Here is a 24,427-nt window from a genome sequence, read left to right on the forward strand (position 1 = left end):
AGGCCGGACAAAGGGGAAATAACGGGAGGGAAAATTGGCTTAACGCACCAGATGCGGCCAGTGGATATCGCCGACGCCATTGAGCTGCGGACGGGCAAACAGGAATCCCTGAAAGCGGCGGATCCCGGCGGATTCGAGCCAGCACCACTCCTCTATTTTCTCGATCCCTTCGGCCACCAGGGTAATTTCAAGATCGGAGCAGCAGCTGATGATGGAGCGCACAATCGCCTGCTTCGGGCCGCTGAGGTGGATATCGCTGATGATTTCGCGATCGATTTTGATTTTATCCGGCTGGAAGCGGGTCAGCAGCGAAAGACCGGCATAGCCCGAGCCAAAATCATCGATCGCCAGGCCTACCCCCTCACCGCGAAGCCGCTTGATGGCGCTGTTAAACTGGTTGAACCCGGAGATCATCTCGTTTTCAGTAACTTCAATGACCACCTGCTCCGGCTGAAGGCCATGCTTTTTAATCTCATCGACCAGAAATTCCACCGCGCCAGGGACATTCACCAGCGACATGGGCAGCAGGTTTACCGCGATTTTATGGCTTCCAATGCCCAGCTTTTCCGCCAGCGCGAAGGCATAGGCTTTCGTCTGGAGATCGACTTCATAGATTTTCGCCGGGTCCAGGGAGCTGAAGAAATGTTCCGGGCTGCCGCCGTCATTGCTACGGATAAGCGCCTCAAGGGAGCTGATTTTCCCTTCCGAGGGCTCGACAATTGGCTGCAGCGCAAACTGGCAGGTTTGCCCGGCAATCAGGCCCAGATGTTCGCCAAAGGGTAGCGCTTCGGTCGAGAGCGTCCATTTGTCCGAGGTGTAACGCGTCCCCGACGGGGCCGGACGTTTACCGGTTATAAAGGTCTGAATAAATTTGAACACCCGATCGTCGGAGGTCAAATAGCTGTCCAGCTTGCTGTAGCGCAGCACCGACTGCAGCACCTCTTTCGGCGACTGCGTCTGCAGATCGAACAGCAGCATCCCGACGTTTTCGAAGCGTCTGCGCGGACCGTAATCCCGCATCAGTTCCACCACCCCACTGTGCCGCTTGTCCTCACGGATGGTGTGGAACAGTTTGACCACACTCTCTTCCGACCCTTCGAGGATCTGCAGAACGTCATTCCCTTTTGCCAGGAGGACGCCGGTAATATCCAGTTTTGTGTTGCGGCCTCTGGCGCGCTCCACCAGCTCCCGCAGTTCTGTGGACGGGCGGGATAAATTCAACTGGCTTCGGTAGATCAGCGTCGTCAGCACAAAAAGGGGTTCCAATGATGATGAGAGGTGCCTTGAAACTACTATGTAACATACTTAATCAATGCGACCTAACATATTCACGCCACAAGGGAACATTACTTTTCCCCATCGCCAATCCTGCTGTCGATCCTCTCCTGCATATAGTCGTAAAACGGGTTCGAGGTGACCCGCATCAGCGCCTCTTTTCCGACGCTCAACACGGACGTTTCTCCCCACAGCGCAATTGTCCCCAGGCTTATCCCGTAGCGGTTTTTCACCCCAGGCTCACGGCCATAGAGATCGTCATCCGGCGGGAACGGCACGGCGATATGCGACAAGGAATAGACATCCTGCGGCCAGGTCTGCACAAGCGGCACAACCGTCTCCCGCGTGCTGCCTGCTAGCGTTGTTTTCGCCACCGTCGAGAAACTGTGTGCGTCCGCATTGGTAATAATCGTGACACCGTAACGTCTCTGCGCAACCGGCAGCAGCGCCGAGGTTGCCGTCCAAGACGACGGCTTGAACAGCGGACGGAAGCTGGCCGCCTGGTTGATATCAAACACCACCAGCTCGCTGCCGTTTGCCGGAAGCTGGTCAAACAGGCCGGTCACCACCGCGCGGGTGCTGACCGTAGAATCCATGACCGACTGGAATGCAAGTACCGGGGGCAAATTCACCAGCCTGTTCTCCCGCGCCTCACGGCCAATCTGCTCCTGCAGGGCCTTCGTCAGCAGCCACGACTGGCGGGCGGCGTTCACCGGGAACGAGTTGTATTTATACGGATTATATTCCGGGGAGATATTCAGCCACGCCGCTTTGGCAAACGCCGGCAGCAGCGCTGGTAGCCCCGCAAAACCGGCAAACCGCGCAAAGGCCGTCACGCCGATCATTGGTGAGAGCAGGATTACCTGCTGTGGTCGACGAAGCGCAGAGGAATACAGCGCATCGAGAGCATATTTCATCGCCAGCGCCCCGCCGTTGGAGTACCCCACCAGATGCAGCGGCACGTTATTCCCCGTCAGGCGCGTGGCTTCCCGCACGGCAAGACGCGTCGCCGCGAGCCACATCTCCCAGTCAACGTCGGTTAGCGCGCCGGGCGCGGTGCCGTGTCCGGGCAGGCGCGGAACCACGGCCACGAAACCATGCTGTTGATAATTTTCGGCAAGGTGCCTGACGCTGTAAGGCGAGTCAGTCAGTCCGTGCAGCAATACCACCGCGCCACGGGGTTTTCCTGCTGGCATCAGCACAAACGAACGGTTGGCATCGGGCGTGAACTGTCCCGGCCAAACCAGGCTCTGGCGATAATAGCGGTTTAGCGGCGTTTGTTCCTCGCCCGCTGTTTTCGCCGTCACCGCCCTATCAAGCTCGGCGAAAATGGCGTTTTCCCGGGCAACATACCCGGCAAAGTTGGTGTTATCGAGTTCACGCACGGACATCTCGTCCGCCCGCCAGGTGTGCCAGAGGTGCAGGTCCGGCCCCTGCTGCGAGAGATAGACCCGCACCGCCAACAGGACGACCAGGACGATCCCCACGACCATCCCTGTTTTCTTTGCAAGCGCCGCCAGGCGCACGCTGATTCGCCAGGGCAAATTCGCCATGCCGGGATCCCTTTTATGTTCACTGTCCTTTTATCTTATCAAAAATGTGAACGGACTGACGTATTCATCAAATTCATACCTGCCGCGTCAGCCGCTGCACCAAAAGTGAACTACGCTGCACAAATGTTGATCATTGGTTAACTAAATATTGCGTGAAATTAACAGCACGGCGGGTTTTTACCTCACCGTGAACATGGCACGCGTCGTGCATTGTTAACCCGGTAACACAAATCCAGCTTTTGACAGCCAGTTAACAGCGAGGCGGTATGACGACGAAACCCGAGATGTTGAGCCGTATCGAAGCGACGTTCAGCCAGCTCACTCCCAGCGAAAAGCGGGTCGGGAGCTGGCTGCTGGCGCACGCCGCACAAATCCCGTTTGAAACCGCGGAGAGCGTCGGTCTGGCGAGCGGGACCAGCGGGATCACCGTCGGACGCTTCCTGCGCAAGCTGGGGTATCGCAACCTGGAAGATGTCAAAAAGAGCCTGCGCGATCCGTATCAGCCCTGGGGCATGAACGAGCGGCTGGACTCCTGGCAGCAGCAGCGTCCCCTGCCCAACCGCCTTCAGCATGCCCTGTCGCTGGAGGTGGACGCCATTACGCAGGTGTATCAGCTGGCGCAAACGGACGCCTTCCGTCAGGTGGTGCACAACCTGGCCCACGCCGACGCGGTGTTTGTGCTGGGGATCCAGTCCACGCGCGGGATCGCCAACGCCTTCTTCAGCCATCTCGAGTACCTTCGCCCGCGCGTGAGCTATTCCGAAGGCGCGTCCGGCAGTTGGGTGGAATCCCTCAACTCCGGGTTTTCGCACCCTTACGTTGTGCTGACCGATACGCGCACCTACTCCACGATGGCCCGCCAGTACTGCCGCGTGGCGAGCGAAAAAGGGATCCCGCTGGCCTTAATCACCGACATCTGGTGCCCGTGGGCACGAGATTACCCGATGGATTTACTGCAGGTGAAAACCGATACCGGTCATTTCTGGGATTCGCTTGCCCCCGTGAGCTGTCTGTTCAACCTGCTGCTGTCGGGCGTGGTGGAAGTGCTGGGTGATACGCTCCCGGCGCGTCTGGCGGTAAACCGACAATTACAACAAGAGTTTGGTCAATTCGAACGCTAAAGGAGCGGAGCTATGCCCGATGAGAGTGAACTGATTAACGTGGCGAAGACGTTTCCCTCGCTGCATATCGATCTGAAGTACGCCACCGCCGACAACATCACCGGCAGGCCGATCTATCAGGAGGCGCTGTGCCTGCTGCATACCGACGCCGCCACCGCGCTGGCAAAAGCCATCAGCATTGCCGCCCTGGCCGGGCTGAAGCTGGTGGTGTATGACGCCTACCGGCCGCAGCAGGCGCAGGCCCAGCTGTGGGACGCCTGCCCGAACCCGGAGTATGTGGTCGATGTGGCAATTGGCTCCAATCACAGCCGCGGTACGGCCATCGACGTCACCCTGATGGACGAGCATAACAGCGTGCTGGATATGGGCGCCGGCTTTGACGAAATGCATGACCGTTCGCATCCCTATCACCCTTCCGTACCCCCGCACGCCCAGCGCAACCGTCTGCTGCTGAATGCCATCATGTTCGGCGGCGGTTTTGTGGGGATTAGCAGCGAATGGTGGCACTTCGAACTGCCGAACGCCGCCAGCTACCCGCTGCTTGAAGACCGTTTTGCCTGTTTTCCCCTGACGCACACCTCTCTTTAACCTGGAGCACTGCCATGAAAACATCGCTTCTCACGACTCTGATTGCCGCCACGCTGGCGTTGAGCGCCCCGCTGGCGCTGGCCGCCGTCCCGAAAGACATGCTGGCGATCGGTAAAGCCGCCGACCCGCAAACGCTCGACCCTGCCATCACCATCGATAACAACGACTGGACCGTCACCTATCCGTCCTACCAGCGACTGGTCAAGTACAAGCCCGGCTCTACCGAGGTGGAGGGCGATCTGTCGACGGGCTGGAAGGCGTCCGACGACCAGAAAGAGTGGACCTTTACCCTGGCGGATAACGCCAAATTCTCCGACGGCACGCCGGTCACCGCCGAAGCGGTCAAACTCTCCTTTGAGCGCCTGCTCAAGCTCGGCCAGGGGCCGTCTGAAGCCTTTCCGAAAGATCTGAAAATTGATGCCGTCGATGACCACACGGTGAAATTCACCCTCAGCCAGCCGTTCGCGCCTTTCCTCTACACGCTGGCAAACGACGGGGCGTCCATCATTAACCCGGCGGTGCTGAAGGCCAATGCCGCGGACGACGCGCGCGGTTTTCTGGCGCAAAACACCGCCGGTTCCGGGCCGTTTATGCTGAAGAGCTGGCAGAAAGGCCAGCAGTTGATCCTGGTGCCGAACCCTCACTGGTCGGGCGACAAGCCGCACTTTAAGCGCGTCTCGGTTAAAATTATCGGTGAAAGCGCCTCGCGCCGACTGCAGCTTTCCCGCGGCGATCTGGACATTGCCGACTCCCTGCCGGTCGATCAGCTTGCGGCCCTGAAGCAGGAAGGCAAAGTCGCCGTCGCGGAATATCCCTCCCTGCGCGTGACCTATCTCTATCTCAACAACAGCAAAGCGCCGCTCAATCAGGTGGATTTACGCCGGGCCATCTCCTGGGCGACGGACTATCAGGGAATGGTAAAAGGTATTCTGAGCGGCAACGGCAAGCAGATGCGCGGCCCGATCCCGGAAGGCATGTGGGGCTTTGACGCCGCGGCAATGCAGTACAGCTTCGACGAGGCCAAAGCCAAAGCGGCGCTGGAGAAGGTCAAAGACAAACCCGCCAGCCTGACCTTCCTTTACTCGGACAACGATCCGAACTGGGAGCCTATCGCCCTCTCCACTCAGGCGAGCCTTGGCAAGATCGGCATTAACGTCAAGCTGGAGAAACTGGCCAATGCCACCATGCGCGACCGCGTCGGAAAAGGCGATTACGACATTGCCATCGGCAACTGGAGCCCGGACTTTGCCGACCCATACATGTTCATGAACTACTGGTTCGAATCGGACAAAAAAGGGCTGCCGGGCAACCGATCGTTCTATGAGAACAAAGAGGTGGATTCGCTGCTGCAGGCCGCGCTGAAAACCACCGACCAGGCGGAACGCACCAAAGATTACCAGCAGGCGCAAAAGGTGGTGATTGACGAAGCGGCCTACGTCTATCTGTTCCAGAAGAACTACCAGTTGGCGATGAACAAAGAGGTCAAAGGCTTCACCTTTAATCCGATGCTCGAGCAGGTGTTCAACATCGCCACCATGAGTAAATAACGGTTCTCGCCGGGGGAAAACGTATGACGTTCTGGAGCATCGTGCGCCAGCGCTGCTGGGGGTTACTCCTGGTGGTGGCCGGTGTCTGTATTATTACCTTTATTATTTCACACATGATCCCCGGCGACCCGGCGCGTCTGCTGGCGGGCGATCGCGCCAGCGACGAAATCGTGCAGAACATTCGCCAGCAGCTGGGGCTGGATCGGCCGCTGTATGTGCAGTTTGGCCGCTACGTGGATGCCCTGGCCCACGGTGATTTAGGCACATCCATCCGTACCGGACGCCCGGTTGCGGAAGATCTGAAGGCCTTTTTCCCCGCCACGCTGGAGCTGGCCTTTTGTTCTTTGCTGCTGGCGCTGGTTATCGGCGTGCCGCTGGGGATTTTGTCGGCGGTGTACCGCAACCGCTGGCTGGATCACCTGGTGCGTTTAATGGCGATGACCGGGATTTCCACGCCTGCATTCTGGCTTGGGCTGGGCGTGATTGTCCTGTTTTACGGGCATCTGCAGATTCTGCCGGGCGGCGGCAGGCTGGACGACTGGCTCGATCCGCCGACGCACGTCACCGGGTTTTATCTGCTGGACGCCCTGCTGGAAGGCAACGGTGAAGTCTTTTTCAACGCGCTGCAGCACCTGATTTTACCCTCGCTGACGCTGGCGTTTGTTCATCTGGGCATCGTGGCGCGCCAGGTGCGCTCGGCGATGCTGGAGCAGCTTAGCGAGGACTACATCCGCACCGCACGCGCCAGCGGGCTGCCCGGCTGGTACATCGTCCTGCGCTACGCCCTGCCGAATGCGATGATCCCGTCCATTACCGTGCTCGGGCTGGCGCTGGGCGACCTGCTTTACGGCGCCGTCCTGACCGAAACCGTCTTTGCCTGGCCGGGTATGGGCGCCTGGGTGGTGACGTCCATTCAGGCGCTGGACTTCCCGGCGGTGATGGGCTTTGCCGTCGTCGTTTCGCTGGCCTACGTGCTGGTTAATCTGGTGGTCGATCTGCTTTACCTGTGGATTGACCCGCGAATCGGGCGCGGAGGTGCCGAATGATGTTAACGCAGGAAACGCCCGTCCCGGTGAAAACCGACAGACAACGCATCAACTGGGCAAAGCTGTTCTGGATGCTGCGCCAAAGCCCGCTCACGATTGTCGGCGGCGTCATTATGGTCGCGATGCTTTTGCTGATGGTGACCTCGCCGTGGATAGTGCCGCATGACCCGAACGCGCTGGATCTCACCGCCCGCCTGCAGGCACCTTCTGCGCAACACTGGTTTGGCACCGATGAGGTGGGACGCGACCTGTTCAGCCGCGTGCTGACGGGCAGCCAGCAGTCGATTACCGCCGGGCTGGCGGTGGTGGTGATTGCGGGCGGCATTGGCTCGCTCCTGGGCTGTTTGTCCGGCGTCCTGGGCGGGCGCGGTGACGCCGTCATCATGCGGGTGATGGACATTATGCTCTCCATTCCTTCTCTGGTGCTGACCATGGCGCTGGCCGCCGCGCTCGGTCCGAGCCTGTTTAACGCCATGCTGGCGATTGCGATTGTCCGCATACCGTTCTACGTGCGGCTGGCGCGCGGGCAAACCCTGGTGGTGCGTCAGTTCACCTACGTTCAGGCCGCCCGCACGTTTGGCGCGTCCCGCTGGCATTTGATCCGCTGGCACATCCTGCGCAACGCCCTGCCGCCGCTGATTGTGCAGGCGTCGCTGGATATCGGCAGCGCCATTCTGATGGCCGCCACGCTGGGGTTTATTGGCCTGGGCGCGCAGCAGCCCACCGCCGAATGGGGCGCGATGGTGGCCGTGGGCCGTAACTACGTCCTGGACCAGTGGTGGTACTGCGCCTTTCCCGGTGCGGCGATTTTGATTACCGCCGTGGGCTTTAATCTGTTTGGCGACGGTATCCGCGATCTGCTGGATCCGAAGTCAGGAGGCAAACAGTAATGACCGAACCGGTACTCAATATTGAAGACCTGCACCTGAGCTTCCCGGTTTTTCGCGGGGAGGTCCACGCCCTGAACCACGTTTCGCTGGAGATCGGCAGGGGCGAAATTGTCGGCGTGGTGGGCGAATCAGGGTCGGGCAAATCCGTTACCGCCATGCTCGCCATGCGCCTGCTGCCGGAGGGCAGCTACCGTATTCATCACGGTCAGGTGAGATTACTCGGTGAAAACGTCCTGACGGCGTCCGAGAAACAGCTTCGCCAGTGGCGCGGCGCTAAAGTGGCGATGATTTTTCAGGAGCCCATGACCGCCCTCAACCCGACGCGGCGGATTGGCAAACAGATGGTGGAGGTGATCCGCCAGCATCAGCCGCTTTCCCGGCGCGAGGCGCAGCAGAAGGCGATCGCCCTGCTGGAAGAGATGCAAATTCCGGACGCGAAGGAGGTCATGGCGCGTTATCCGTTTGAACTCTCCGGCGGCATGCGCCAGCGGGTGATGATCGCCCTTGCCTTCTCCTGCGAGCCGGAGCTGATCATCGCCGACGAACCGACCACCGCGCTGGACGTGACCGTCCAGCTCCAGGTGCTGCGGTTGCTGAAGCATAAGGCGAAGGCCAGCGGCACCTCGGTGCTGTTTATCAGCCATGATATGGCCGTAGTGTCCCAGCTCTGCGACAGAATGTACGTAATGTATGCGGGCAGCGTGATAGAGAGCGGCGCCACGCAAACGCTGATCCACCGCCCTGTGCATCCCTATTCTATCGGCCTGCTGCGGTGCGCGCCGGAAAACGGCCAGCCGCGCGACCTGCTGCCCGCCATTCCCGGAACGGTGCCCAACCTGAGCCAGCTTCCGCAGGGGTGCGCTTTCCGCGAGCGCTGCTTTGCCGCGGGGGCAAAATGCAGCGAAACGCCGCGCCTGCAGCCGCATGGCGCAGAGGGCCAACTGGCTGCCTGCTGGTATCCACAACGGGAGAAACACCATGTCTGATGTACTGCTGGAACTGGATAGCGTGCACGTGAACTTTGCGGCGCGCAAAAACTGGCTGGGCCGCGTGACGGAACGGGTCCATGCGCTCAACGGGCTGGATCTCCAGATCCGTCGGGGCGAAACGCTGGGCGTTGTCGGAGAATCCGGCTGTGGGAAAAGCACGCTGGCGCAGCTGCTGATGGGGATGCTTAAACCCAGCACCGGCGCATGCCAGCGTGCCCACCACGCCGGTGGCATGCAGATGGTGTTTCAGGATCCGCTCTCCTCGCTCGACCCGCGATTGCCGGTCTGGCGCATCATTACCGAGCCGGTGTGGGTGCAAAAACGCAGCAGCGAGCGCGAGCGCCGCCAGCTGGCGGCAGATCTGGCGCTGCAGGTGGGCATTCGCCCGGAATATCTCGACCGCCTTCCACACGCCTTCTCCGGCGGGCAGCGCCAGCGCATTGCCATCGCCCGGGCGCTTTCGTCCGCTCCGGATATCATCGTGCTCGATGAACCCACCAGCGCGCTGGATATCTCCGTGCAGGCGCAAATCCTCAACCTGCTGGTGACGCTACAGCAGCAGCGTAATCTGACTTACGTACTGATCTCGCATAACGTCTCGGTGGTCAGACACATGAGCGACCGCGTGGCGGTGATGTATCTCGGACAGATTGTGGAGCTGGGCAGCGCCGCGAAGGTACTTGGCGAACCGCGCCACCCCTATACCCGCCTGCTGCTCGATTCGGTTCCCCGCACCGGAGAGCCGCTGGATGAAACGCTGGCGTTACGCAAAACGGAGCTTCCCGGCAACCGTCACCTGCCAGAAGGCTGTTTTTTCCGCGACCGCTGCCCGATGGCCGCGCAGGGGTGCGAACATCCTCAGCCGCTACAGCCCTCTCGCGAGGGCCGTCACGTTCGCTGCTGGCGCAGCCTGGGTTAAATTTGCGCCATCCCGCCGTCCACAAACAGCTCGGTGGCGTTGATAAAGCTGGCCGCGTCGGAGGCCAGAAACGCCACCGCTTTACCCACCTCGCCCGGCGCGCCTAAACGTCCGAGCGGCACCTGCGCGGCCAGCGCGTCGTACAGCCCCTGGCGATGTTCTTCCGGCACCAGATCCCCTAAACCTGGCGTTTTGATCGGGCCCGGGCTTACGACATTGACGCGGATCCCACGGCCCTGCAAATCCAGCGCCCAGGAGCGGGCAAAGTTACGCACCGCGGCCTTACTGGCGCTGTAGACGCTGAAATTGGCCGTCCCCTTAATCGACACCGTCGAGCCGGTCAGAATGATCGACGAGCCGGTTGATAACAGCGGCAGCGCCTTCTGCACCGTGAACAGCACCCCGCGAACGTTGGTGCCAAAAATCCGGTCAAACTGTTCTTCGGTGATCGCGCCCAGCGGCAGCATATCGCCGCCACCCGCATTGGCGAACAGAATATCGAGACGGCCTTCTTCTTTTGCTATCCGGGCATAAACCGCATCTAGATCGGCAAGCTTAGAGACGTCCGCGCGAATGCCCACTGCGTCAGAAGCAATCTCTTCTACCGCGGCGTCAAGTTCGGCCTGACGACGCCCGGTGATGTACACCTTCGCGCCCTGTGCCGCCAGCTCCTGCGCCGTGGCAAGACCAATACCGGTGCTGCCGCCGGTGACCAGTGCAATTTTTCCTGAGAGAGTCGTGTTCATGTCATTTACCTTTTTGTGTTTGCGTTGGACAGACTTTATCCCTTGCGACATTTATGAAAAATGGGCAAAAATGAAAATGACTATTCACCTATGGAAATAATCAGAGGTCATCATGGATCAGCTAATGGCGATGCGCGCCTTCACGCGGGTGGTGGAATCCGGCAGTTTTACTCGCGCGGCGGACTCGCTGAATATGCCGATCGCCACGCTGAGCAAACTGGTTAAATCCCTTGAGGCGCACCTGGCGATACGTCTCCTTCACCGGACGACTCGTCGGGTGGTCACGACGCCTGAAGGGCTGGAATACTATGAAAAAGCGCGCCGGGTGCTGATTGATATCGAAGATATCGACACCTCGTTTCGCGTTTCCCGCGCGACGCCCAAGGGACATTTGCGGGTTGACGTGGGCGGTTCCACCGCACGGGACGTGCTCATCCCCCTGCTGCCGGATTTTATGCAGCGCTACCCGGATATCCGTATCGATCTTGGCGTGGCCGATCGTCCGGTCGATCTTATCAGCGGTAACGTAGACTGCGTGATCCGCGGCGGCCCGCTGAACGATTCAACGCTTATCGCACGTCATCTCGGTGACGCTCAGATGGTCACCTGCGCGACGCCGGGTTACCTTAAAAACCACGGCGTTCCGGCCTATCCGCAGGAGCTGCGCAACGGCCACAAGCTTGTTAGTTATCTCTCTCCCGTCACCGGGCGGCCGTTTCCGTTTCGCTTCCGGCAGAACGGCGAGGCGCTGGAAATCACTCTTCCGCACTATCTCGGCGTCAATGAAAGTAACGCTCATCTGGCGGCTGCCGCGGCGGGTCTGGGGATCGTTCAAACTTTTGAGTATTCAGCAAAGACCTATTTGCAGACGGGAGCGCTGGTGGCGATTCTGGGTGACTGGCAGCCTGCCGCGTACCCGTTTCACGTGGTCTACCCGCAGAACCGGCATTTGACCCACAGACTGAAGGTGTTTATCGCCTGGCTGGCGGAGGTGTTCCCCGCCGCGCTGAAGGGATAGCCGGGCGCAAACCCGGCGGGAAGTTAATTTAGCTTATAGTCCAGGGTGATCTCGGCTTTCAGAAGCTGTGAAACCGGACAGCCCGCTTTGGCTTTCTGAATAATGCCGTCAAACTGCTGTGGCGCAATGCCCGGTACGGTGACCTTACTTTGCAGCGCAACCTTAGTGATGGCAAATCCGCCGTCGGTTTTATCCAGAGAGACGTCCGCGGTGGTATCAATAGAGTCAGCGGTATAGCCCGCTTCGCCCAGCATCAGCGACAGGGCCATGGAAAAACAAGCCGCATGTGCCGCACCGATGAGCTCTTCCGGGTTGGTCCCCTTTTCACCCTCAAAGCGGGTGTTAAAGCCGTAAGGCTGTTGGTTGAGAACGCCGCTCTCGGTGGAAACCGTTCCTTTCCCGCGCTTAATGTCGCCAGACCAGTGTGCCGAACCGTGCTTATGAATCGTCATTCTTGCTCTCCTTTTGGCTTACAAAGGGTTAAGTATAGACTATGCATCTGACACGCCCTGGAACACAGACGATTCCGTGCCTTTCACCTGCTGTACCGACCACAAGGATAATGATATGACGCTAAAAATCAGGATGGCCGTCGCGGTAGCCACGCTGGCTCTCTCTCTTTCTTCACTGGCTAAAACGCCGGAAAACTTTATCTATACCAGCTCAGGCGACCTCGACGCGGCGCTCCCGCTGGTTGCGCGTGGCGACATCGGCGGCGTGCAGATCGTGTACAACTGGCGCCTGCTTGAACCCGAGAAGGACAGCTATGACTTCTCGCGGATTGAGCAGGATCTGGCGCGTCTTAAGGCCGCCCGGAAAAAACTCTTTATTCAGATCCAGGATCGTTTCTTTGAGCCGGATGCTCGCTACGTTCCGGACTATCTGATGCACGATAAGCAATACAGCGGCGGGATTGCGCCGCAGTTTGATAACCCCGGCGAGGGCAAGCCTGTTGGCGCAGGATGGGTTGCGCGTCAGTGGGACCCAACGGTGCGCCAGCGCTACCAGGCACTGCTGGCAGCGCTCGCAAAACGCTTTGATGGCAAGGTATATGGCGTAAACCTGCCTGAAACCGCGATTGATATTGACGAGAAAAATCCGCCAGCGGGCTTCACCTGCGACAGCTATTTCGCGGGTGAGATGGAAAATCTGGCCTTTGCGCGCAAGGTTTTTCAGAAATCACATGTGGTGCAGTACGTGAACTTCTGGCCGTGCGAGTGGGATAACGACCACAACTATATGGGACGTCTTTTTGCGTATGCCAGCGCCAACAATATCGGCCTGGGCGGGCCGGACATTGTGCCCAACCGCAAGGCGCACATGAAGAATGCCTATCCCTTCTTCCATAAAAATAAACAGGCGCTGCCGCTCATCGCCATGGCGGTTCAGGAGCCGACTCTGACCTATAAGGATCCTCAGACCGGAAAACCGTTCACCAAAGCCGAGTTTGTCCGCTTCGGCGAAAATTATCTCGGGGCCGATATTATTTTCTGGAGCACGGCCTCTCCCTGGCTAAAGGCAAAATAATCGCCCCTCAGGCAAGGTGGCGGGACAGTTCGTCAAGAAACACGCGCAGCGCGGCAGGCTGGTATTCCCGTGACTGATAAATGCCGTGGATGGCAAGCGGTTTCGGCTCCAGCGACGCCAGTACCGGCACCAGTAATCCCTGCTCAAGCGCGGCGCGCGCTTCGCGCTCCGGCAGCATGGCGATGCCGCAGTGCTCGATCGCCGCGTTCATGAGCAGTGAAGAGATACTGGCGCTCAGGTTGCCGCTGACGGCCACGCTCAGGCTTTCGCCTTCCGGGGTCAGGAAGTGCCAGGACTGCCCGGCGAAAAAGCTGTAGTGCAGGCAGTTATGCTGCGCCAGTTCTTCGGGGCTGACGGGCGTGCCGTGCTGTGCCAGATACGCCGGCGAGGCGCAGAGCACCGATCGACATTCCCCCAGCCGGCGGGCGATCATGCCGGGCTCCGGGTTATCGGTAATGCGCACGGCGACGTCAATGCGCTCTCCCACCAGGCTGACCGGATGGTTGTTCACGTCCAGCTCAATGCGCAGCTGCGGGTAGCGCGAGAGCAGGCCGGGCAGGACCGGCGCAATCAGGTGCATGGCGGTAAAGTGCGCGCAGGCTACCCGCAGCGTGCCGGACGGCAGATCTTTTTCCGACTGACCTTCGATTTCCTGCGAGATCTGCGAGAGAGTCCGCGTTTTTTGCAGCACCTTTTCCCCTGCCGCCGTCAGCGTCAACTTGCGCGTGGAGCGGTTTACCAGCCGCGTCCCCGCCCACTTCTCCATTTGTTCAAGGTAACGGCTCACCATCGGCCGGGAAATGCCCAGCGCGCGGGCCGCCGCGCTCAGGCTTCCCAGCTCGCATATCCGGTTATAGACCTGAGCGGCAATAACGCGATCCATATAAGCTCCATCTGCTCGATTTATGAAACTAAGCATGTCTTGTTTCAGGAATTCTGGCAAATGAGAATATCCGTACAATAGAAACATTACTGAACAACAGAGACAACAGCATGAAACTCACTCATATTGCCCTGCTTTCCACCCTTTTCGCTCCGGCCGTTTTTGCCGCGCCGTTGACGATTGATACCTATAACCCGCAGGAAAAAGGCATTTTCGCGGTCTCCTCCACGCTCGTTTCCGGCCCGAAAGAGGCGGTGCTGTTTGACGCGCAGTTCAGCGTGAAGGATGGCGAAGCGCTGGTAGAGAAAATTCGCCGCAGCGGTAAAACGCTGAATAAGATTGTGATCACCTCCGGCGATCCGGATTTCTATTTTGGCCTGCAGCCGCTGGTGAAGGCCTTCCCGAATGCCAAAGTGGTGGCCACGCAGCAGGTGGTTGACCATATTAAGGCCACCAAAGACGCCAAGCTCGCCTTCTGGGGCCCGCAGATGAAAGACGGCGCGCCAACTGAACTGGTGGTGCCGCAGGTGCTCGCCTCTACCACCTTTATGATTGACGGGGAAAAGGTCGATATCGAGCAGCCGGACAGCTACGCGGCCTACGTGTGGATCCCGTCCGTGAAAACCATCCTCGGCGGCACCGGGGTCTCCTGGGGGATTCACGTCTGGACGGCTGATACCCAGACGCCGGCTCGCCGTCAGCAGTGGCAGCAGACCCTGGACAACATGGCCGCGCACAAGCCGGAACGCGTGATCCCAGGCCACTATCTGGGCACACCACCGTCCGGAACCGGGGCTATTGATTTTACCCGTGGCTATCTGCAGCATTTTGAACAGGCGTTATCGGCACATAAAAACTCTGCGGGCGTCATCGGTGCAGTGAAAAAACAGTATCCGGATCTGGCAGAAGAGAGCTCTCTGGAATTAAGCGCAAAAGTGAATACCGGCGAAATGAAGTGGTAATTTAAAAACGGCTCCTGCTATATTCCCGCGATAGCAGGAGCACCGCCATAATATCCGCACTGCCTCACGCCAATATATCCCTACGTTTTAAAAACGCATAAAAGCATGCACTTATGTCATTTTTATTTCTAAGATGAATCTGAGACACAACCGGGGAAATATTTGCCATTCTGTTTATGAATTAAATTTTTTGCGAGCCGTACCATTAAACAGACAACGACACGGAGGCAGCATGTTTACTTATTACCCGGCTAATACCACAGCAGCACAACCTGAACTCGTTAACGCGATTGCGCAGGGTCTTCACGCTGAGCACGGTGCTGTGACTGAAGATGACATTTTAATGGAACTGACCAAGTGGGTGGAATCCACGGATAATGACATCCTCAGTGACATCTACCAGCAGACCATTAACTACGTCGTCAGCGGGCAAAGCGCACCTTTGTAAAAACCTGCTAAGCTGGATCTGCAACCTAAGGGGTTACATTTCGTTTGCGAAAGCAAACTGGTCCTTAAAACTATCAACAGGATTGAGGAGTTAACATGAAATCGAACCGTCAGGCACGCCACATTCTGGGACTGAACTACAAGCTTTCTAATCAGCGTAAAGTGGTGATTGAAGGCGACCACGAAACGCAAGTCACTCACGCCACCGGCAGAAAACGCCACGCGGGCAAGTAAGTTCCCGACTGAGATCCAGAACACCATCGGCAAAACCGATGGTGTTTTTGTTTATGTGTTGCGGTAATTAATATTTAGCTCCTTTATAATACCGCCCGACCGCACCCCGTAGCACAGGCCAGAAAGATGACAAACAGCAGTGTCAGGGACGGATCTTCAAAAAAAGAGTGAGTGACATGGACAACAAACTGAAAAAACATCGTTCCTTATACATCCCATACGCCGGCCCGGTTTTACTCGAATTCCCCCTGCTCAACAAAGGCAGCGCCTTCAGCATGGAAGAGCGCAGCAGCTTTAACCTGCTTGGCCTGCTGCCGGAAGTGGTTGAAACCATTGAAGAACAGGCGGAGCGCGCGTGGATCCAGTATCAGGGCTTCAAAACCGAGATCGACAAACACATCTACCTGCGCAACATCCAGGACACCAACGAAACCCTCTTCTATCGCCTGGTGCAAAACCATCTCGAAGAGATGATGCCGGTGATCTACACCCCAACGGTGGGTGCGGCGTGCGAACGCTTCTCTGAGATCTACCGTCGCTCACGTGGCGTCTTTATCTCTTATCAGAATCGTCACAACATGGACGACATTCTGCAGAACGTGCCGAACCACAATATTAAAGTGATTGTGGTGACGGACGGGGAACGTATTCTCGGCCTCGGCGACCAGGGCATTGGCGGGATGGGGATCCCAATCGGTAAACTCTCTCTCTACACCGCCTGCGGCGGCATCAGCCCGGCGTACACCCTGCCGGTGGTGCTGGATGTCGGCACCAACAACCAGCAACTGTTGAACGATCCGCTGTACATGGGCTGGCGTCATCCGCGCATTACCGACGACGAGTACTATCAGTTTGTCGACGATTTCATTCAGGCCGTGAAGCACCGCTGGCCGGACGTTCTGCTGCAGTTTGAAGACTTTGCGCAGAAAAACGCGATGCCGCTGCTGAACCGCTATCGCGATGAGATCTGCTCCTTTAACGACGACATCCAGGGCACCGCAGCGGTGACCGTGGGCACGCTTATCGCCGCCAGCCGCGCGGCCGGTAGCCAGCTGAGCTACCAGAAAATCGTCTTCCTGGGCGCAGGCTCTGCGGGCTGCGGCATCGCCGAGCAGATTATTGCCCAGACGCAGCGCGAAGGCTTAAGCGAAGAGCTGGCCCGCTCCCGCGTCTTTATGGTTGACCGTTTCGGCCTGCTGACCGACGGTATGCCGAACCTGCTGCCGTTCCAGACCAAGCTGGTGCAGAAGCGCGAGAACCTGAAGAACTGGGACACCGACAACGAAGTGCTCTCCCTGCTGGACGTGGTGCGCAACGTGAAGCCAGATATTCTGATCGGCGTTTCCGGGCAAACCGGTCTCTTCACCGAAGAGATTATTCGCGAGATGCACAAGCACTGCGAGCGCCCTATCGTGATGCCGCTTTCTAACCCGACCTCCCGCGTGGAAGCGACGCCGCAGGACATCATCGCCTGGACCGAAGGTAACGCGCTGGTTGCCACCGGCAGCCCGTTCGATCCGGTGGTATGGAAGGATAAAACCTATCCGATCGCCCAGTGCAACAACTCCTATATCTTCCCGGGCATTGGTCTGGGCGTGATCGCCTCCGGCGCGTCCCGCATTACCGATGAGATGCTGATGTCAGCGAGCGAAACCCTTGCGGGCTATTCGCCGCTGGTCAACAACGGCGAAGGGCTGGTGCTGCCGGAACTGAAGGACATTCACAAGGTGTCGCGCGCTATCGCGTTTGCGGTGGGTAAAATGGCGCAGCAGCAGGGCGTGGCGGTGAAAACCTCTGCCGACGCACTGCAGCAGGCTATTGATGATAACTTCTGGATGCCTGAATACCGCAGCTATCGCCGTACCTCGATTTAATTAGCTCCGACCCTTCCCTCTCCTCAAAAGGGAGAGGGAACGTGAACACCCTCCTCCCTTTATTTTCTTTGCCGCTTCTACGGCATTCCTCTTCCCCTTATTAAAAAAATAAATATTTCAACAACTATTCATACCCCATTGAAATATAAAAATTTCGCATAACACTTTTTGTCTAACAAACGTATTTTTTTAAGAGTTTAGTAACGTTTTGCATTACTAATAATTGCGAGGAAAGTAAGGAGCGGTTATGTACTATAAAAATGAAGTGATAAGTTATTTGCAGGCGAATAACATCCTTGCGTTAAAACTCGAGCATGCATTAACGGGTGTAGGAAAAGCCGTATCAAATCAGATTGAAACGATCGGCGCAGGTGCAACGCGCGCGCTGTATTATACCTCCTGCTTTACTGATGAATATCAAGACGTATGCCAGAAACAAAAGTCCGAAGACATCCGATTTGCTAAAGGTGTTTATCATATTATATGGCATAGAGATGTTGTATGTGAAATGCTCAACATCTACTTTGAAGAAGTATTCCGACACAAAACCTCCGATCAGCTAGAGCACATCAAACAATTGCTGATGACAGTAAATATTCATATCGCCGCAAGTTCACTTACAAACGCCGGATTTGCTTTAGCAACAGCATCATATGTTGCTGCATGTATGAATCTAAGCCTTGAACTTAGTGCACTGGCTGGGCGAAGAGCGGGACAGATTGTTGGAGGTATTGGCCTGTACGGCATTGTTCAGAAAGCAGCAGATAGTTCGCATCGCCTTCATATTACTTATCCAGCGTACTACTCAGCGCTATACGCTAAAGAGCTGGAAATGTTGTACTTCTTGATAGAGCCATTGTTTAAACGGGCTGAAACTTTTAAAGCACAATGGGTATCGGATAGTGAGATTGCAGATATCATAACAAAGATGGTTCAGTAATCATGATGCATCTTATTAAAAGATTTTTCAGGCGGATATTCTTTTCATTGATATCGATGTACGGCCCTTCGCTATTGACACTTTTATTTGCAATTGTCTTTTTCCAACTTTGCCCTGACGGGCCAATATGGCCTGTTCCTATATTCTTCATTTTTGTGATGGTTATTTTATCGCTATATGAAATTGTAAATCTCAAACGTTAGCTTTATCGTAATTTATCTATAAGGAAATAGTATGTCTACACCAGCACACTTATGGCTTGAAGATGAGAACGGTTCTCCGGTAATCGGTAGCTGCATGATGCCACTTCGCCTGGGGTCTATCGAGTTAAAATCCTTTTCTCACGGTGTCACTATCCCGGTAGATCCAAGCTGGGGAAAACTAACAGGAACGCGAGTCCATCGCCCTATCACGATAGTAAAGGAGTTTGACCAAACAACACCACTTTTGTACCGCGCTGTCTGTGAAGGCCGAACCATGAAGAAAGCCACAATTAAAATGTACCGTATTCTGGAATCAGGTATTGAGGCCGAGTATTTCAATATCATTCTGGAAAACGTCAAGTTTACAACTGTTGCACCCTACCTGTCTCCTAACGGTATAAGCAGCACACATCTTGAAACGCTCGAATTACGTTATGAAGCGATTACCTGGAAGTATACGGAGGGTAATATTATCTATCGTGATTCATGGAACGATCGTTGTTGTGAATGATGACGAAGGCGGCATTTGCACTGGCTGCAATGCTGCCCCTCTGTTTGGTATATGCAGGAAAACGTTGTATAGTGATAGTCACCTACAAACTCATAACATATAAGGAGGCCAATTATGCTGTACTGTGAAATTTTCAATGTTTCACATACATTTGGTGATCGCACCAGCTCAAGCGTTATCGGTATCGTGCTGCGATAACTTCTGCTTGAGCGAAGACACCAACCCCTGAAATCCCTTCTCTCGGGCTTACTGAGTTATCGTCAGCGATGTTTGACGAGGCATAAACATGCCTGTAACTCTTGGGTAAGCAACAATGAGCACTTTACTCACTGCACAATCTTTACGCGTTGATACGGCGTTTGGCACGCTCTTCGACTCACTCTCCTTTACGCTGAAAAAAGGCGACCGCATCGGCCTGCTGGGCGACAACGGCTGCGGCAAAAGTACGCTTTTGAAGGTGCTGGACGGAACAGATATCCCAGCCGCCGGAACGGTAGCGCTGGCCGGGCACTGCCTGATGGCGCGCGTGGAGCAACATCTCCCGGACGCCATTTTCCCGCTGACCATGCTGGATGCCGTACTCGCGCAACTGCCTTTAGCTGAGCACGACAGCCTGCGCTGGAAAGCTGAAACGCTGCTGGCGAGCATGGGCTTCACGCCGCAGGATATGACGCTGCAATCCGCCACCCTGAGTGGCGGACAGCACACCCGCCTGCTGCTGGCGCGGGCGTTGATTCACGAGCCGGATCTGCTCCTGCTGGATGAACCCAGCAACCACCTGGATCTGCCGACCATGCTCTGGCTGGAACACTTTTTACAGAACTGGTCAGGCAGCTTCGTGCTGGTTTCGCACGACAGACAGCTGCTGGATGCCGTCACAAACGGCAGCTGGATCCTGCGTGATAAGACGCTGCACTACTTTGCCCTTCCCTGTACGGCCGCCCGTAAAGCGCTTGCAGCAAAAGACGAAAGCGATGCGCAGCGCCACAAGGCGGAGCAAAAGGAGATCGACCGCGTGACCGCCAGCGCAAAGCGGCTGGCGACCTGGGGTAAGGTTTACGACAACGAAGACCTGGCCCGCAAAGCCAAACAGATGGAAAAACAGGTCGAACGACTCAAAGAGAGCCAGACCGCGCTCACGGCGGGCAGTCCATGGACGTTAACCCTGCGCGGCGACGCGCTGCGGGCGGACCGTCTGCTGGAGATGGAAAACCTCAGCGTCCCGCCTGCGCCCGGGCTACCGCCGCTGTTTAACATCGAAACGGCGCGGCTGAAAAGCGGCGATCGCGTGGCAATTGTCGGTCGTAACGGCTGCGGTAAATCGTCGCTGATGAAGCTTATCTGGCGACATTTTGTGGATGAACCGACGGACAGCGGGCTGAAAATCCATCCGCGCGTCTCGCCGGGCTACTACGACCAGACGCTGCATCAGCTGCCTGATGACGCCACGCTGCTCGACGCGCTGGAACCTTTCGCCCCCGATCCGCAGCACAGGAAGATGGCGCTCATCAGCGCCGGGTTCCCGTGGGCGCGCCACGGGCAGAAAGTCAGCACGCTCAGCGGTGGCGAACGCTCGCGCCTGCTATTCGTGGGCCTGACGCTTGCCCGCTACAGCCTGCTGATGCTGGATGAACCCACCAACCATCTCGACATGGAAGGCAAAGAGGCACTGGCGGAAACGCTGCAACAGTTCGAAGGCGGCGTGCTGCTGGTCAGCCACGATCGCCAGTTAATTAGCCAAAGCTGTAACCGTTTCTGGCTGATTGAGGACGGCTGGCTGAGCGAGTGGCACGATGCTGAAGCCGTGTTTGAGCGGCTGCGTGAAAGCGCGGGGCTGGGGACATCCGCCGCGCCTGTCGTCACCGCTGGCGAGGTTCAACCCTCGCCGTACGACGATCTGCTGGAGCGGCTGATCGCGCTGGAAACGCTGCTGGAAGACGATCTGGCGCGTAAGCCGAAACATCAGAAGCCGCAGCTGCAGGCGCAATGGCGAAGAGAAATTGAGGAGATTGAAGCCCAGCTGTAAATCTGCGCCCGGCGAGCGCCTCGCCGGGCCAGCATTTTCCCCCTTAATTATTAGAGGATCGCCGTATTCTTAATCTGAAATCGAATCAAATGATGACATTATGTTGCCGCAGCCTTGCATTACCAGGCTAATGTATTAATCCTTAAGGGGTACTACACCTGCTATGCAGATTCTTATCATGAACAAGGAGATACACATGAAGGCTGCTGTTGTTACTCAGGATCATCAGGTCAATGTCACTGAAAAAACCTTACGCCCGCTTAAGCATGGGGAAGCCCTGCTGAAAATGGAGTGCTGTGGTGTATGCCATACCGACCTCCACGTGAAGAACGGTGATTTTGGCGATAAAACCGGGGTAATCCTGGGCCATGAAGGTATTGGTATCGTGAAAGAAGTCGGCCCTGGCGTGACGTCGCTGAAAGTCGGCGACCGCGCAAGCGTGGCCTGGTTCTTTGAAGGATGCGGTCACTGCGAATACTGTAATACCGGTAACGAAACCCTGTGCCGTGACGTGAAAAACGCCGGTTACTCCGTTGACGGCGGCATGGCGGAAGAGTGCATCGTCACCGCGGATTACGCGGTAAAAGTGCCGGATGGTCTGGATTCGGCGGCGGCCAGCAGCATCACCTGCGCCGGTGTCACCACCTACAAAGCGGTGAAAATCTCCGGCATAAAACCGGGCCAGTGGATCGCGATTTACGGTCTGGGCGGGCTGGGCAACCTTGCGCTGCAGTACGCCAAAAACGTGTTTAATGCCAAAGTCATCGCTCTGGACGTTAACGATGAACAGCTGAAGCTGGCCGCGAGCATGGGTGCGGATTTAACCATCAACTCACGCAGCGAAGATGCCGCTAAGATTGTGCAGGAAAAAACCGGCGGCGCGCATGCCGCAGTCGTCACCGCCGTCGCAAAAGCGGCCTTCAACTCGGCGGTAGATGCCGTGCGTGCCGGTGGCCGCGTGGTCGCCGTTGGCCTGCCGCCGGAAGCGATGAGCCTGGACATTCCGCGCCTGGTGCTGGACGGTATTCAGGTGGTAGGTTCGCTGGTTGGCACCCGTCAGGATCTGCAGGAGGCCTTCCAGTTTGCGGCCGAGGGCAAAGTAGTACCGAAAGTGACGATGCGTCCTATCGAGGACATCAACGCCATTTTTAAAGAGATGGAACAGGGCCAGATCCGTGGCCGTATGGTGATCGACTTACGCTCGTAAACACCTTTTGCCGGGTAGTGGCTACGCCTTACCCGGCTCATTGCTACGACGAACGACGAACTGAAATCCACTCCTGAACCTCAATCTGGAAGGTGTCCGGCGCTTTTCGGTACATTTTACGCGCCAGGTCGAGAATAGTATGACGCGCCAGCTCCTCTTCCATCCGCTGCTGCGCGCTATCCATGACTGAACGTACTCCGCACGGGCCGTCGCAGACCCAGGCAGGCGGTGCTTCATCAAACACGGCCAGCCGCTGGCGCACTTCACGACATTCGAACATGTTTTTCTCGCCGTCAATGGCATGCGCCACATCCAGCACGCTGATCAGCTCCGCCGGACGCGCCAGCTTAAAGCCCCCGCCCTTGCCTTCCGTACTGATGACCAGCCCGGCACGTGACAGGCGTGTGAAGATTTTGCCGAGGTAGTCATACGGCACGCCCTGCAAAGCAGCCATCTCACGGACGCTCATCTCACGCTCGTTGCCCTTCGCATCCACCATACACATCAGGCTGTGAATGCCGTATTCCACACCGGAACTGTAAAACGCCATGGTTAACTCCGAATTAGTGTTCGGAGCATTATAACGATTTTTAACTCAGAAAGAAGTTGTCGGAGTTAACTCCGACAAGTATAGTGGCAGTTATGTCAGGCATGAAGCCTGGCGGGAGAAAGGATAGAATATGAAAAAGCAGATTTTAATCGTAGGCAGTGGTTTTGCGGGTATGTGGGCAGCCGTGAGCGCGGCACGTCTCTCTGAGAAGCAGGGTAATAACAGTCTGGAGATTGCGGTTCTGGCCCCCTTACCCGAACTCCGCGTTCGGCCACGCTTCTATGAGGAGAAGGTGTCAACGCTGGTCGCCCCGTTGACTGACCTGTTTGCCGAGCTTGATATCACATTCATTGCCGGACACGCGGAACAAATTGATACCACGGAGAAAACCGTTTTATACCGGATGTCCAATGGCGCGCATGCTACGGCTTCCTACGATAGGCTGATCCTCGCTACGGGCAGCCAGACCAAACGCCCACCGATTGCCGGCCTGGCTGACTACGCCTTTGACATCGACCAGCTGGAATCCGCACAGGTATTTGAGCGTCACCTTGATTCACTGGCGTTACGTCCCTCCACGCCCGAGCGTAACACCGTGGTAGTCTGCGGAGGCGGCTTTACCGGCATCGAGCTGGCAACGGAGCTACCTGCCCGACTGCGTGCCCGTTTTGGCGACAATACGGAGATTAAAATAGTCGTAGTTGAGAGAGGACCAGTCATTGGCGGCCGTTATAGCGACGCATTGCGTAAAACAATTGCAGAGGCGAGTGAGGCGCTGGGCGTTGAATGGCGGCTGAAGAGTGAAGTTGAAGCCATTGATGCTCACGGCGTAACGCTGAAAAACGGTGAACGTATTGCTGCTGCGACCGTCGTCTGGACCGCAGGCGTCGAGGCAAATCCTCTCAGCCTGCAGATAGGCGGTGAACGCGATAGCCAGGGCCGCCTGGTTGTGACAGAGACGTTGCAGGTCCCCGCATATCCTGACGTCTATGCCACCGGCGATATGGCTCACGCCAAAACAGACGATGCGGGCAACACGGCGCTGATGACCTGCCAGCACGCGATCCAGCTAGGGAAATTTGCCGGTCATAACGCTGCCGCCAGCCTGCTGAACGTTGCTCCTTACCCTTATCGTCAGGTGAACTATGTTACCTGCCTGGATTTAGGCGCGTGGGGTGCGGTTTATACCGAGGGCTGGGAACAGGCCGTCAAATCCGTTCGCGACGAGGCGAAGAAGATCAAAATCGCCATCACTAACGAGCTGATCTACCCTCCAGCAGCGGATAAAGCAGTCGCCTTTGCCGCCGCCGACCCGCTGGCGAAATTCGTTTAGGCCCCGCCATCGCCCCGCTAACGGGGCGTTTTTATTTT

At 57.0% G+C, this 24,427-nt stretch carries 24 protein-coding genes; 18 read left to right on the forward strand and 6 right to left on the reverse strand.

Translation table 11 applies throughout. From position 1 onward, the window contains the following. Positions 1-39: 39 nt before the first annotated feature. Both IM291_RS11935 and IM291_RS11940 read right to left on the reverse strand, forming a co-directional pair. Positions 40-1,251 carry a diguanylate phosphodiesterase gene (locus tag IM291_RS11935; RefSeq protein WP_192986956.1) on the reverse strand — a complete coding sequence of 404 codons (1,212 nt, stop codon included), beginning with the start codon at positions 1,249-1,251 and terminating at the stop codon, positions 40-42. A 95-nt stretch (positions 1,252-1,346) separates the two neighbouring features. After that, positions 1,347-2,828: an alpha/beta hydrolase gene (locus IM291_RS11940; protein ID WP_192986957.1), complete on the reverse strand. Its 1,482-nt coding sequence runs from the start codon at positions 2,826-2,828 to the stop codon at positions 1,347-1,349. A gap of 266 nt (positions 2,829-3,094) precedes the next feature. Between IM291_RS11940 and IM291_RS11945 the strand changes: the two genes are divergently transcribed. From IM291_RS11945 to IM291_RS11975, 7 genes are read left to right on the forward strand one after another with little or no spacing between them, the layout of a single operon-like run. Next, the gene (locus IM291_RS11945; protein ID WP_126345513.1) at positions 3,095-3,949 is read left to right on the forward strand and encodes a MurR/RpiR family transcriptional regulator; all 855 of its coding nucleotides are present in this window, start codon (positions 3,095-3,097) and stop codon (positions 3,947-3,949) included. A gap of 12 nt (positions 3,950-3,961) precedes the next feature. Next, entirely contained in the window at positions 3,962-4,537 is a 576-nt protein-coding gene (ddpX, locus tag IM291_RS11950; RefSeq protein ID WP_088205473.1) for a D-alanyl-D-alanine dipeptidase, read from the forward strand. A 14-nt stretch (positions 4,538-4,551) separates the two neighbouring features. Continuing rightward, positions 4,552-6,084 (forward strand): ABC transporter substrate-binding protein, encoded by a 1,533-nt coding sequence (locus tag IM291_RS11955; RefSeq protein WP_192986958.1) that lies wholly within the window; start codon positions 4,552-4,554, stop codon positions 6,082-6,084. Positions 6,085-6,107: 23 nt separating this feature from the next. Then, positions 6,108-7,130 (forward strand): ABC transporter permease, encoded by a 1,023-nt coding sequence (locus IM291_RS11960; RefSeq protein ID WP_041909885.1) that lies wholly within the window; start codon positions 6,108-6,110, stop codon positions 7,128-7,130. Next, the gene (ddpC, locus tag IM291_RS11965; RefSeq protein ID WP_192986959.1) at positions 7,127-8,020 is read left to right on the forward strand and encodes a D,D-dipeptide ABC transporter permease; all 894 of its coding nucleotides are present in this window, start codon (positions 7,127-7,129) and stop codon (positions 8,018-8,020) included. Before IM291_RS11960 ends, ddpC begins: the two co-directional genes overlap by 4 nt. Then, on the forward strand, positions 8,020-9,006 hold the full coding sequence (locus IM291_RS11970; protein ID WP_041909881.1) for an ABC transporter ATP-binding protein: 987 nt from the start codon (positions 8,020-8,022) through the stop codon (positions 9,004-9,006). The genes ddpC and IM291_RS11970 overlap by 1 nt, the downstream gene beginning before the upstream one ends. Continuing rightward, positions 8,999-9,928, forward strand: a complete 930-nt coding sequence (locus IM291_RS11975) for an ABC transporter ATP-binding protein (RefSeq protein ID WP_192971104.1) — start codon at positions 8,999-9,001, stop codon at positions 9,926-9,928. Before IM291_RS11970 ends, IM291_RS11975 begins: the two co-directional genes overlap by 8 nt. Here the strand turns inward: IM291_RS11975 and IM291_RS11980 are convergent. Next, a complete protein-coding gene (locus IM291_RS11980) occupies positions 9,925-10,674 on the reverse strand; it encodes an SDR family NAD(P)-dependent oxidoreductase (RefSeq protein ID WP_028013228.1) in 750 nt (249 codons plus the stop codon). The two genes, IM291_RS11975 and IM291_RS11980, sit on opposite strands and share 4 nt — an antisense overlap. A gap of 112 nt (positions 10,675-10,786) precedes the next feature. On the opposite strand from IM291_RS11980, the gene IM291_RS11985 reads away from it, so the two are divergent. Beyond that, positions 10,787-11,692 (forward strand): LysR family transcriptional regulator, encoded by a 906-nt coding sequence (locus IM291_RS11985; RefSeq protein ID WP_047368602.1) that lies wholly within the window; start codon positions 10,787-10,789, stop codon positions 11,690-11,692. 23 nt (positions 11,693-11,715) lie between these two features. Here IM291_RS11985 and IM291_RS11990 read toward each other — a convergent pair whose 3' ends face one another. Beyond that, entirely contained in the window at positions 11,716-12,144 is a 429-nt protein-coding gene (locus IM291_RS11990) for an OsmC family protein (RefSeq protein ID WP_028013230.1), read from the reverse strand. A gap of 115 nt (positions 12,145-12,259) precedes the next feature. Between IM291_RS11990 and IM291_RS11995 the strand changes: the two genes are divergently transcribed. Next, the gene (locus IM291_RS11995; protein WP_192986961.1) at positions 12,260-13,219 is read left to right on the forward strand and encodes a hypothetical protein; all 960 of its coding nucleotides are present in this window, start codon (positions 12,260-12,262) and stop codon (positions 13,217-13,219) included. A gap of 7 nt (positions 13,220-13,226) precedes the next feature. On the opposite strand, the gene IM291_RS12000 is transcribed toward IM291_RS11995, so the two are convergent. Then, positions 13,227-14,102: a LysR family transcriptional regulator gene (locus tag IM291_RS12000; RefSeq protein ID WP_047365094.1), complete on the reverse strand. Its 876-nt coding sequence runs from the start codon at positions 14,100-14,102 to the stop codon at positions 13,227-13,229. A 110-nt stretch (positions 14,103-14,212) separates the two neighbouring features. Between IM291_RS12000 and IM291_RS12005 the strand changes: the two genes are divergently transcribed. From IM291_RS12005 to adhP, 8 genes are all read left to right on the forward strand, one after another. Continuing rightward, the gene (locus IM291_RS12005) at positions 14,213-15,064 is read left to right on the forward strand and encodes a Vmh family MBL fold metallo-hydrolase (RefSeq protein ID WP_192971107.1); all 852 of its coding nucleotides are present in this window, start codon (positions 14,213-14,215) and stop codon (positions 15,062-15,064) included. A 232-nt stretch (positions 15,065-15,296) separates the two neighbouring features. After that, entirely contained in the window at positions 15,297-15,512 is a 216-nt protein-coding gene (bdm, locus tag IM291_RS12010) for a biofilm-dependent modulation protein (RefSeq protein ID WP_028013234.1), read from the forward strand. A gap of 95 nt (positions 15,513-15,607) precedes the next feature. Continuing rightward, on the forward strand, positions 15,608-15,745 hold the full coding sequence (sra, locus tag IM291_RS12015; RefSeq protein ID WP_008501714.1) for a stationary-phase-induced ribosome-associated protein: 138 nt from the start codon (positions 15,608-15,610) through the stop codon (positions 15,743-15,745). Between the two features lie 176 nt (positions 15,746-15,921). Then, positions 15,922-17,619, forward strand: coding sequence for an NAD-dependent malic enzyme (locus IM291_RS12020; protein WP_028013235.1), 1,698 nt, complete (start codon positions 15,922-15,924; stop codon positions 17,617-17,619). Positions 17,620-17,866: 247 nt separating this feature from the next. Further along, on the forward strand, positions 17,867-18,559 hold the full coding sequence (locus IM291_RS12025) for a hypothetical protein (RefSeq protein WP_192986963.1): 693 nt from the start codon (positions 17,867-17,869) through the stop codon (positions 18,557-18,559). A 234-nt stretch (positions 18,560-18,793) separates the two neighbouring features. Beyond that, the gene (locus IM291_RS12030; protein WP_192986965.1) at positions 18,794-19,273 is read left to right on the forward strand and encodes a type VI secretion system tube protein TssD; all 480 of its coding nucleotides are present in this window, start codon (positions 18,794-18,796) and stop codon (positions 19,271-19,273) included. Between the two features lie 313 nt (positions 19,274-19,586). Continuing rightward, complete coding sequence (locus tag IM291_RS12035; protein ID WP_192986968.1) at positions 19,587-21,299, forward strand: ABC-F family ATP-binding cassette domain-containing protein; 1,713 nt, start codon at positions 19,587-19,589, stop codon at positions 21,297-21,299. Between the two features lie 196 nt (positions 21,300-21,495). Beyond that, positions 21,496-22,506 carry an alcohol dehydrogenase AdhP gene (gene adhP / locus IM291_RS12040; protein WP_041909867.1) on the forward strand — a complete coding sequence of 337 codons (1,011 nt, stop codon included), beginning with the start codon at positions 21,496-21,498 and terminating at the stop codon, positions 22,504-22,506. A gap of 43 nt (positions 22,507-22,549) precedes the next feature. On the opposite strand, the gene IM291_RS12045 is transcribed toward adhP, so the two are convergent. Continuing rightward, the gene (locus IM291_RS12045) at positions 22,550-23,056 is read right to left on the reverse strand and encodes an Rrf2 family transcriptional regulator (RefSeq protein ID WP_028013240.1); all 507 of its coding nucleotides are present in this window, start codon (positions 23,054-23,056) and stop codon (positions 22,550-22,552) included. Between the two features lie 130 nt (positions 23,057-23,186). Here IM291_RS12045 and IM291_RS12050 point away from each other — a divergent pair, with 130 nt between their 5' ends. Beyond that, entirely contained in the window at positions 23,187-24,389 is a 1,203-nt protein-coding gene (locus IM291_RS12050; RefSeq protein ID WP_192986970.1) for an NAD(P)/FAD-dependent oxidoreductase, read from the forward strand. Positions 24,390-24,427 lie beyond the last annotated feature (38 nt).

Source organism: Enterobacter cloacae complex sp. P27C, assembly GCF_014895705.1.
GTDB classification, from domain to species: Bacteria; Pseudomonadota; Gammaproteobacteria; order Enterobacterales; family Enterobacteriaceae; genus Enterobacter; species Enterobacter bugandensis.

Bases quoted from the DNA above. Each gene is read 5' to 3' on its own strand.
- ddpC (WP_192986959.1), top strand. From the start codon at position 7,127: ATGATGTTAACGCAGGAAACGCCCGTCCCGGTGAAAACCGACAGACAA.
- IM291_RS12000 (WP_047365094.1), bottom strand. From the start codon at position 14,102: ATGGATCGCGTTATTGCCGCTCAGGTCTATAACCGGATATGCGAGCTG.
- IM291_RS12050 (WP_192986970.1), top strand. From the start codon at position 23,187: ATGAAAAAGCAGATTTTAATCGTAGGCAGTGGTTTTGCGGGTATGTGG.
- IM291_RS11990 (WP_028013230.1), bottom strand. From the start codon at position 12,144: ATGACGATTCATAAGCACGGTTCGGCACACTGGTCTGGCGACATTAAG.
- bdm (WP_028013234.1), top strand. From the start codon at position 15,297: ATGTTTACTTATTACCCGGCTAATACCACAGCAGCACAACCTGAACTC.
- IM291_RS11940 (WP_192986957.1), bottom strand. From the start codon at position 2,828: ATGGCGAATTTGCCCTGGCGAATCAGCGTGCGCCTGGCGGCGCTTGCA.
- IM291_RS11955 (WP_192986958.1), top strand. From the start codon at position 4,552: ATGAAAACATCGCTTCTCACGACTCTGATTGCCGCCACGCTGGCGTTG.
- IM291_RS12005 (WP_192971107.1), top strand. From the start codon at position 14,213: ATGAAACTCACTCATATTGCCCTGCTTTCCACCCTTTTCGCTCCGGCC.
- IM291_RS11970 (WP_041909881.1), top strand. From the start codon at position 8,020: ATGACCGAACCGGTACTCAATATTGAAGACCTGCACCTGAGCTTCCCG.
- IM291_RS11975 (WP_192971104.1), top strand. From the start codon at position 8,999: ATGTCTGATGTACTGCTGGAACTGGATAGCGTGCACGTGAACTTTGCG.
- IM291_RS11945 (WP_126345513.1), top strand. From the start codon at position 3,095: ATGACGACGAAACCCGAGATGTTGAGCCGTATCGAAGCGACGTTCAGC.
- IM291_RS11985 (WP_047368602.1), top strand. From the start codon at position 10,787: ATGGATCAGCTAATGGCGATGCGCGCCTTCACGCGGGTGGTGGAATCC.
- IM291_RS11960 (WP_041909885.1), top strand. From the start codon at position 6,108: ATGACGTTCTGGAGCATCGTGCGCCAGCGCTGCTGGGGGTTACTCCTG.
- IM291_RS11995 (WP_192986961.1), top strand. From the start codon at position 12,260: ATGACGCTAAAAATCAGGATGGCCGTCGCGGTAGCCACGCTGGCTCTC.
- sra (WP_008501714.1), top strand. From the start codon at position 15,608: ATGAAATCGAACCGTCAGGCACGCCACATTCTGGGACTGAACTACAAG.
- IM291_RS12020 (WP_028013235.1), top strand. From the start codon at position 15,922: ATGGACAACAAACTGAAAAAACATCGTTCCTTATACATCCCATACGCC.
- IM291_RS12025 (WP_192986963.1), top strand. From the start codon at position 17,867: ATGTACTATAAAAATGAAGTGATAAGTTATTTGCAGGCGAATAACATC.
- IM291_RS12045 (WP_028013240.1), bottom strand. From the start codon at position 23,056: ATGGCGTTTTACAGTTCCGGTGTGGAATACGGCATTCACAGCCTGATG.
- IM291_RS12030 (WP_192986965.1), top strand. From the start codon at position 18,794: ATGTCTACACCAGCACACTTATGGCTTGAAGATGAGAACGGTTCTCCG.
- IM291_RS11980 (WP_028013228.1), bottom strand. From the start codon at position 10,674: ATGAACACGACTCTCTCAGGAAAAATTGCACTGGTCACCGGCGGCAGC.
- IM291_RS12035 (WP_192986968.1), top strand. From the start codon at position 19,587: ATGAGCACTTTACTCACTGCACAATCTTTACGCGTTGATACGGCGTTT.
- adhP (WP_041909867.1), top strand. From the start codon at position 21,496: ATGAAGGCTGCTGTTGTTACTCAGGATCATCAGGTCAATGTCACTGAA.
- ddpX (WP_088205473.1), top strand. From the start codon at position 3,962: ATGCCCGATGAGAGTGAACTGATTAACGTGGCGAAGACGTTTCCCTCG.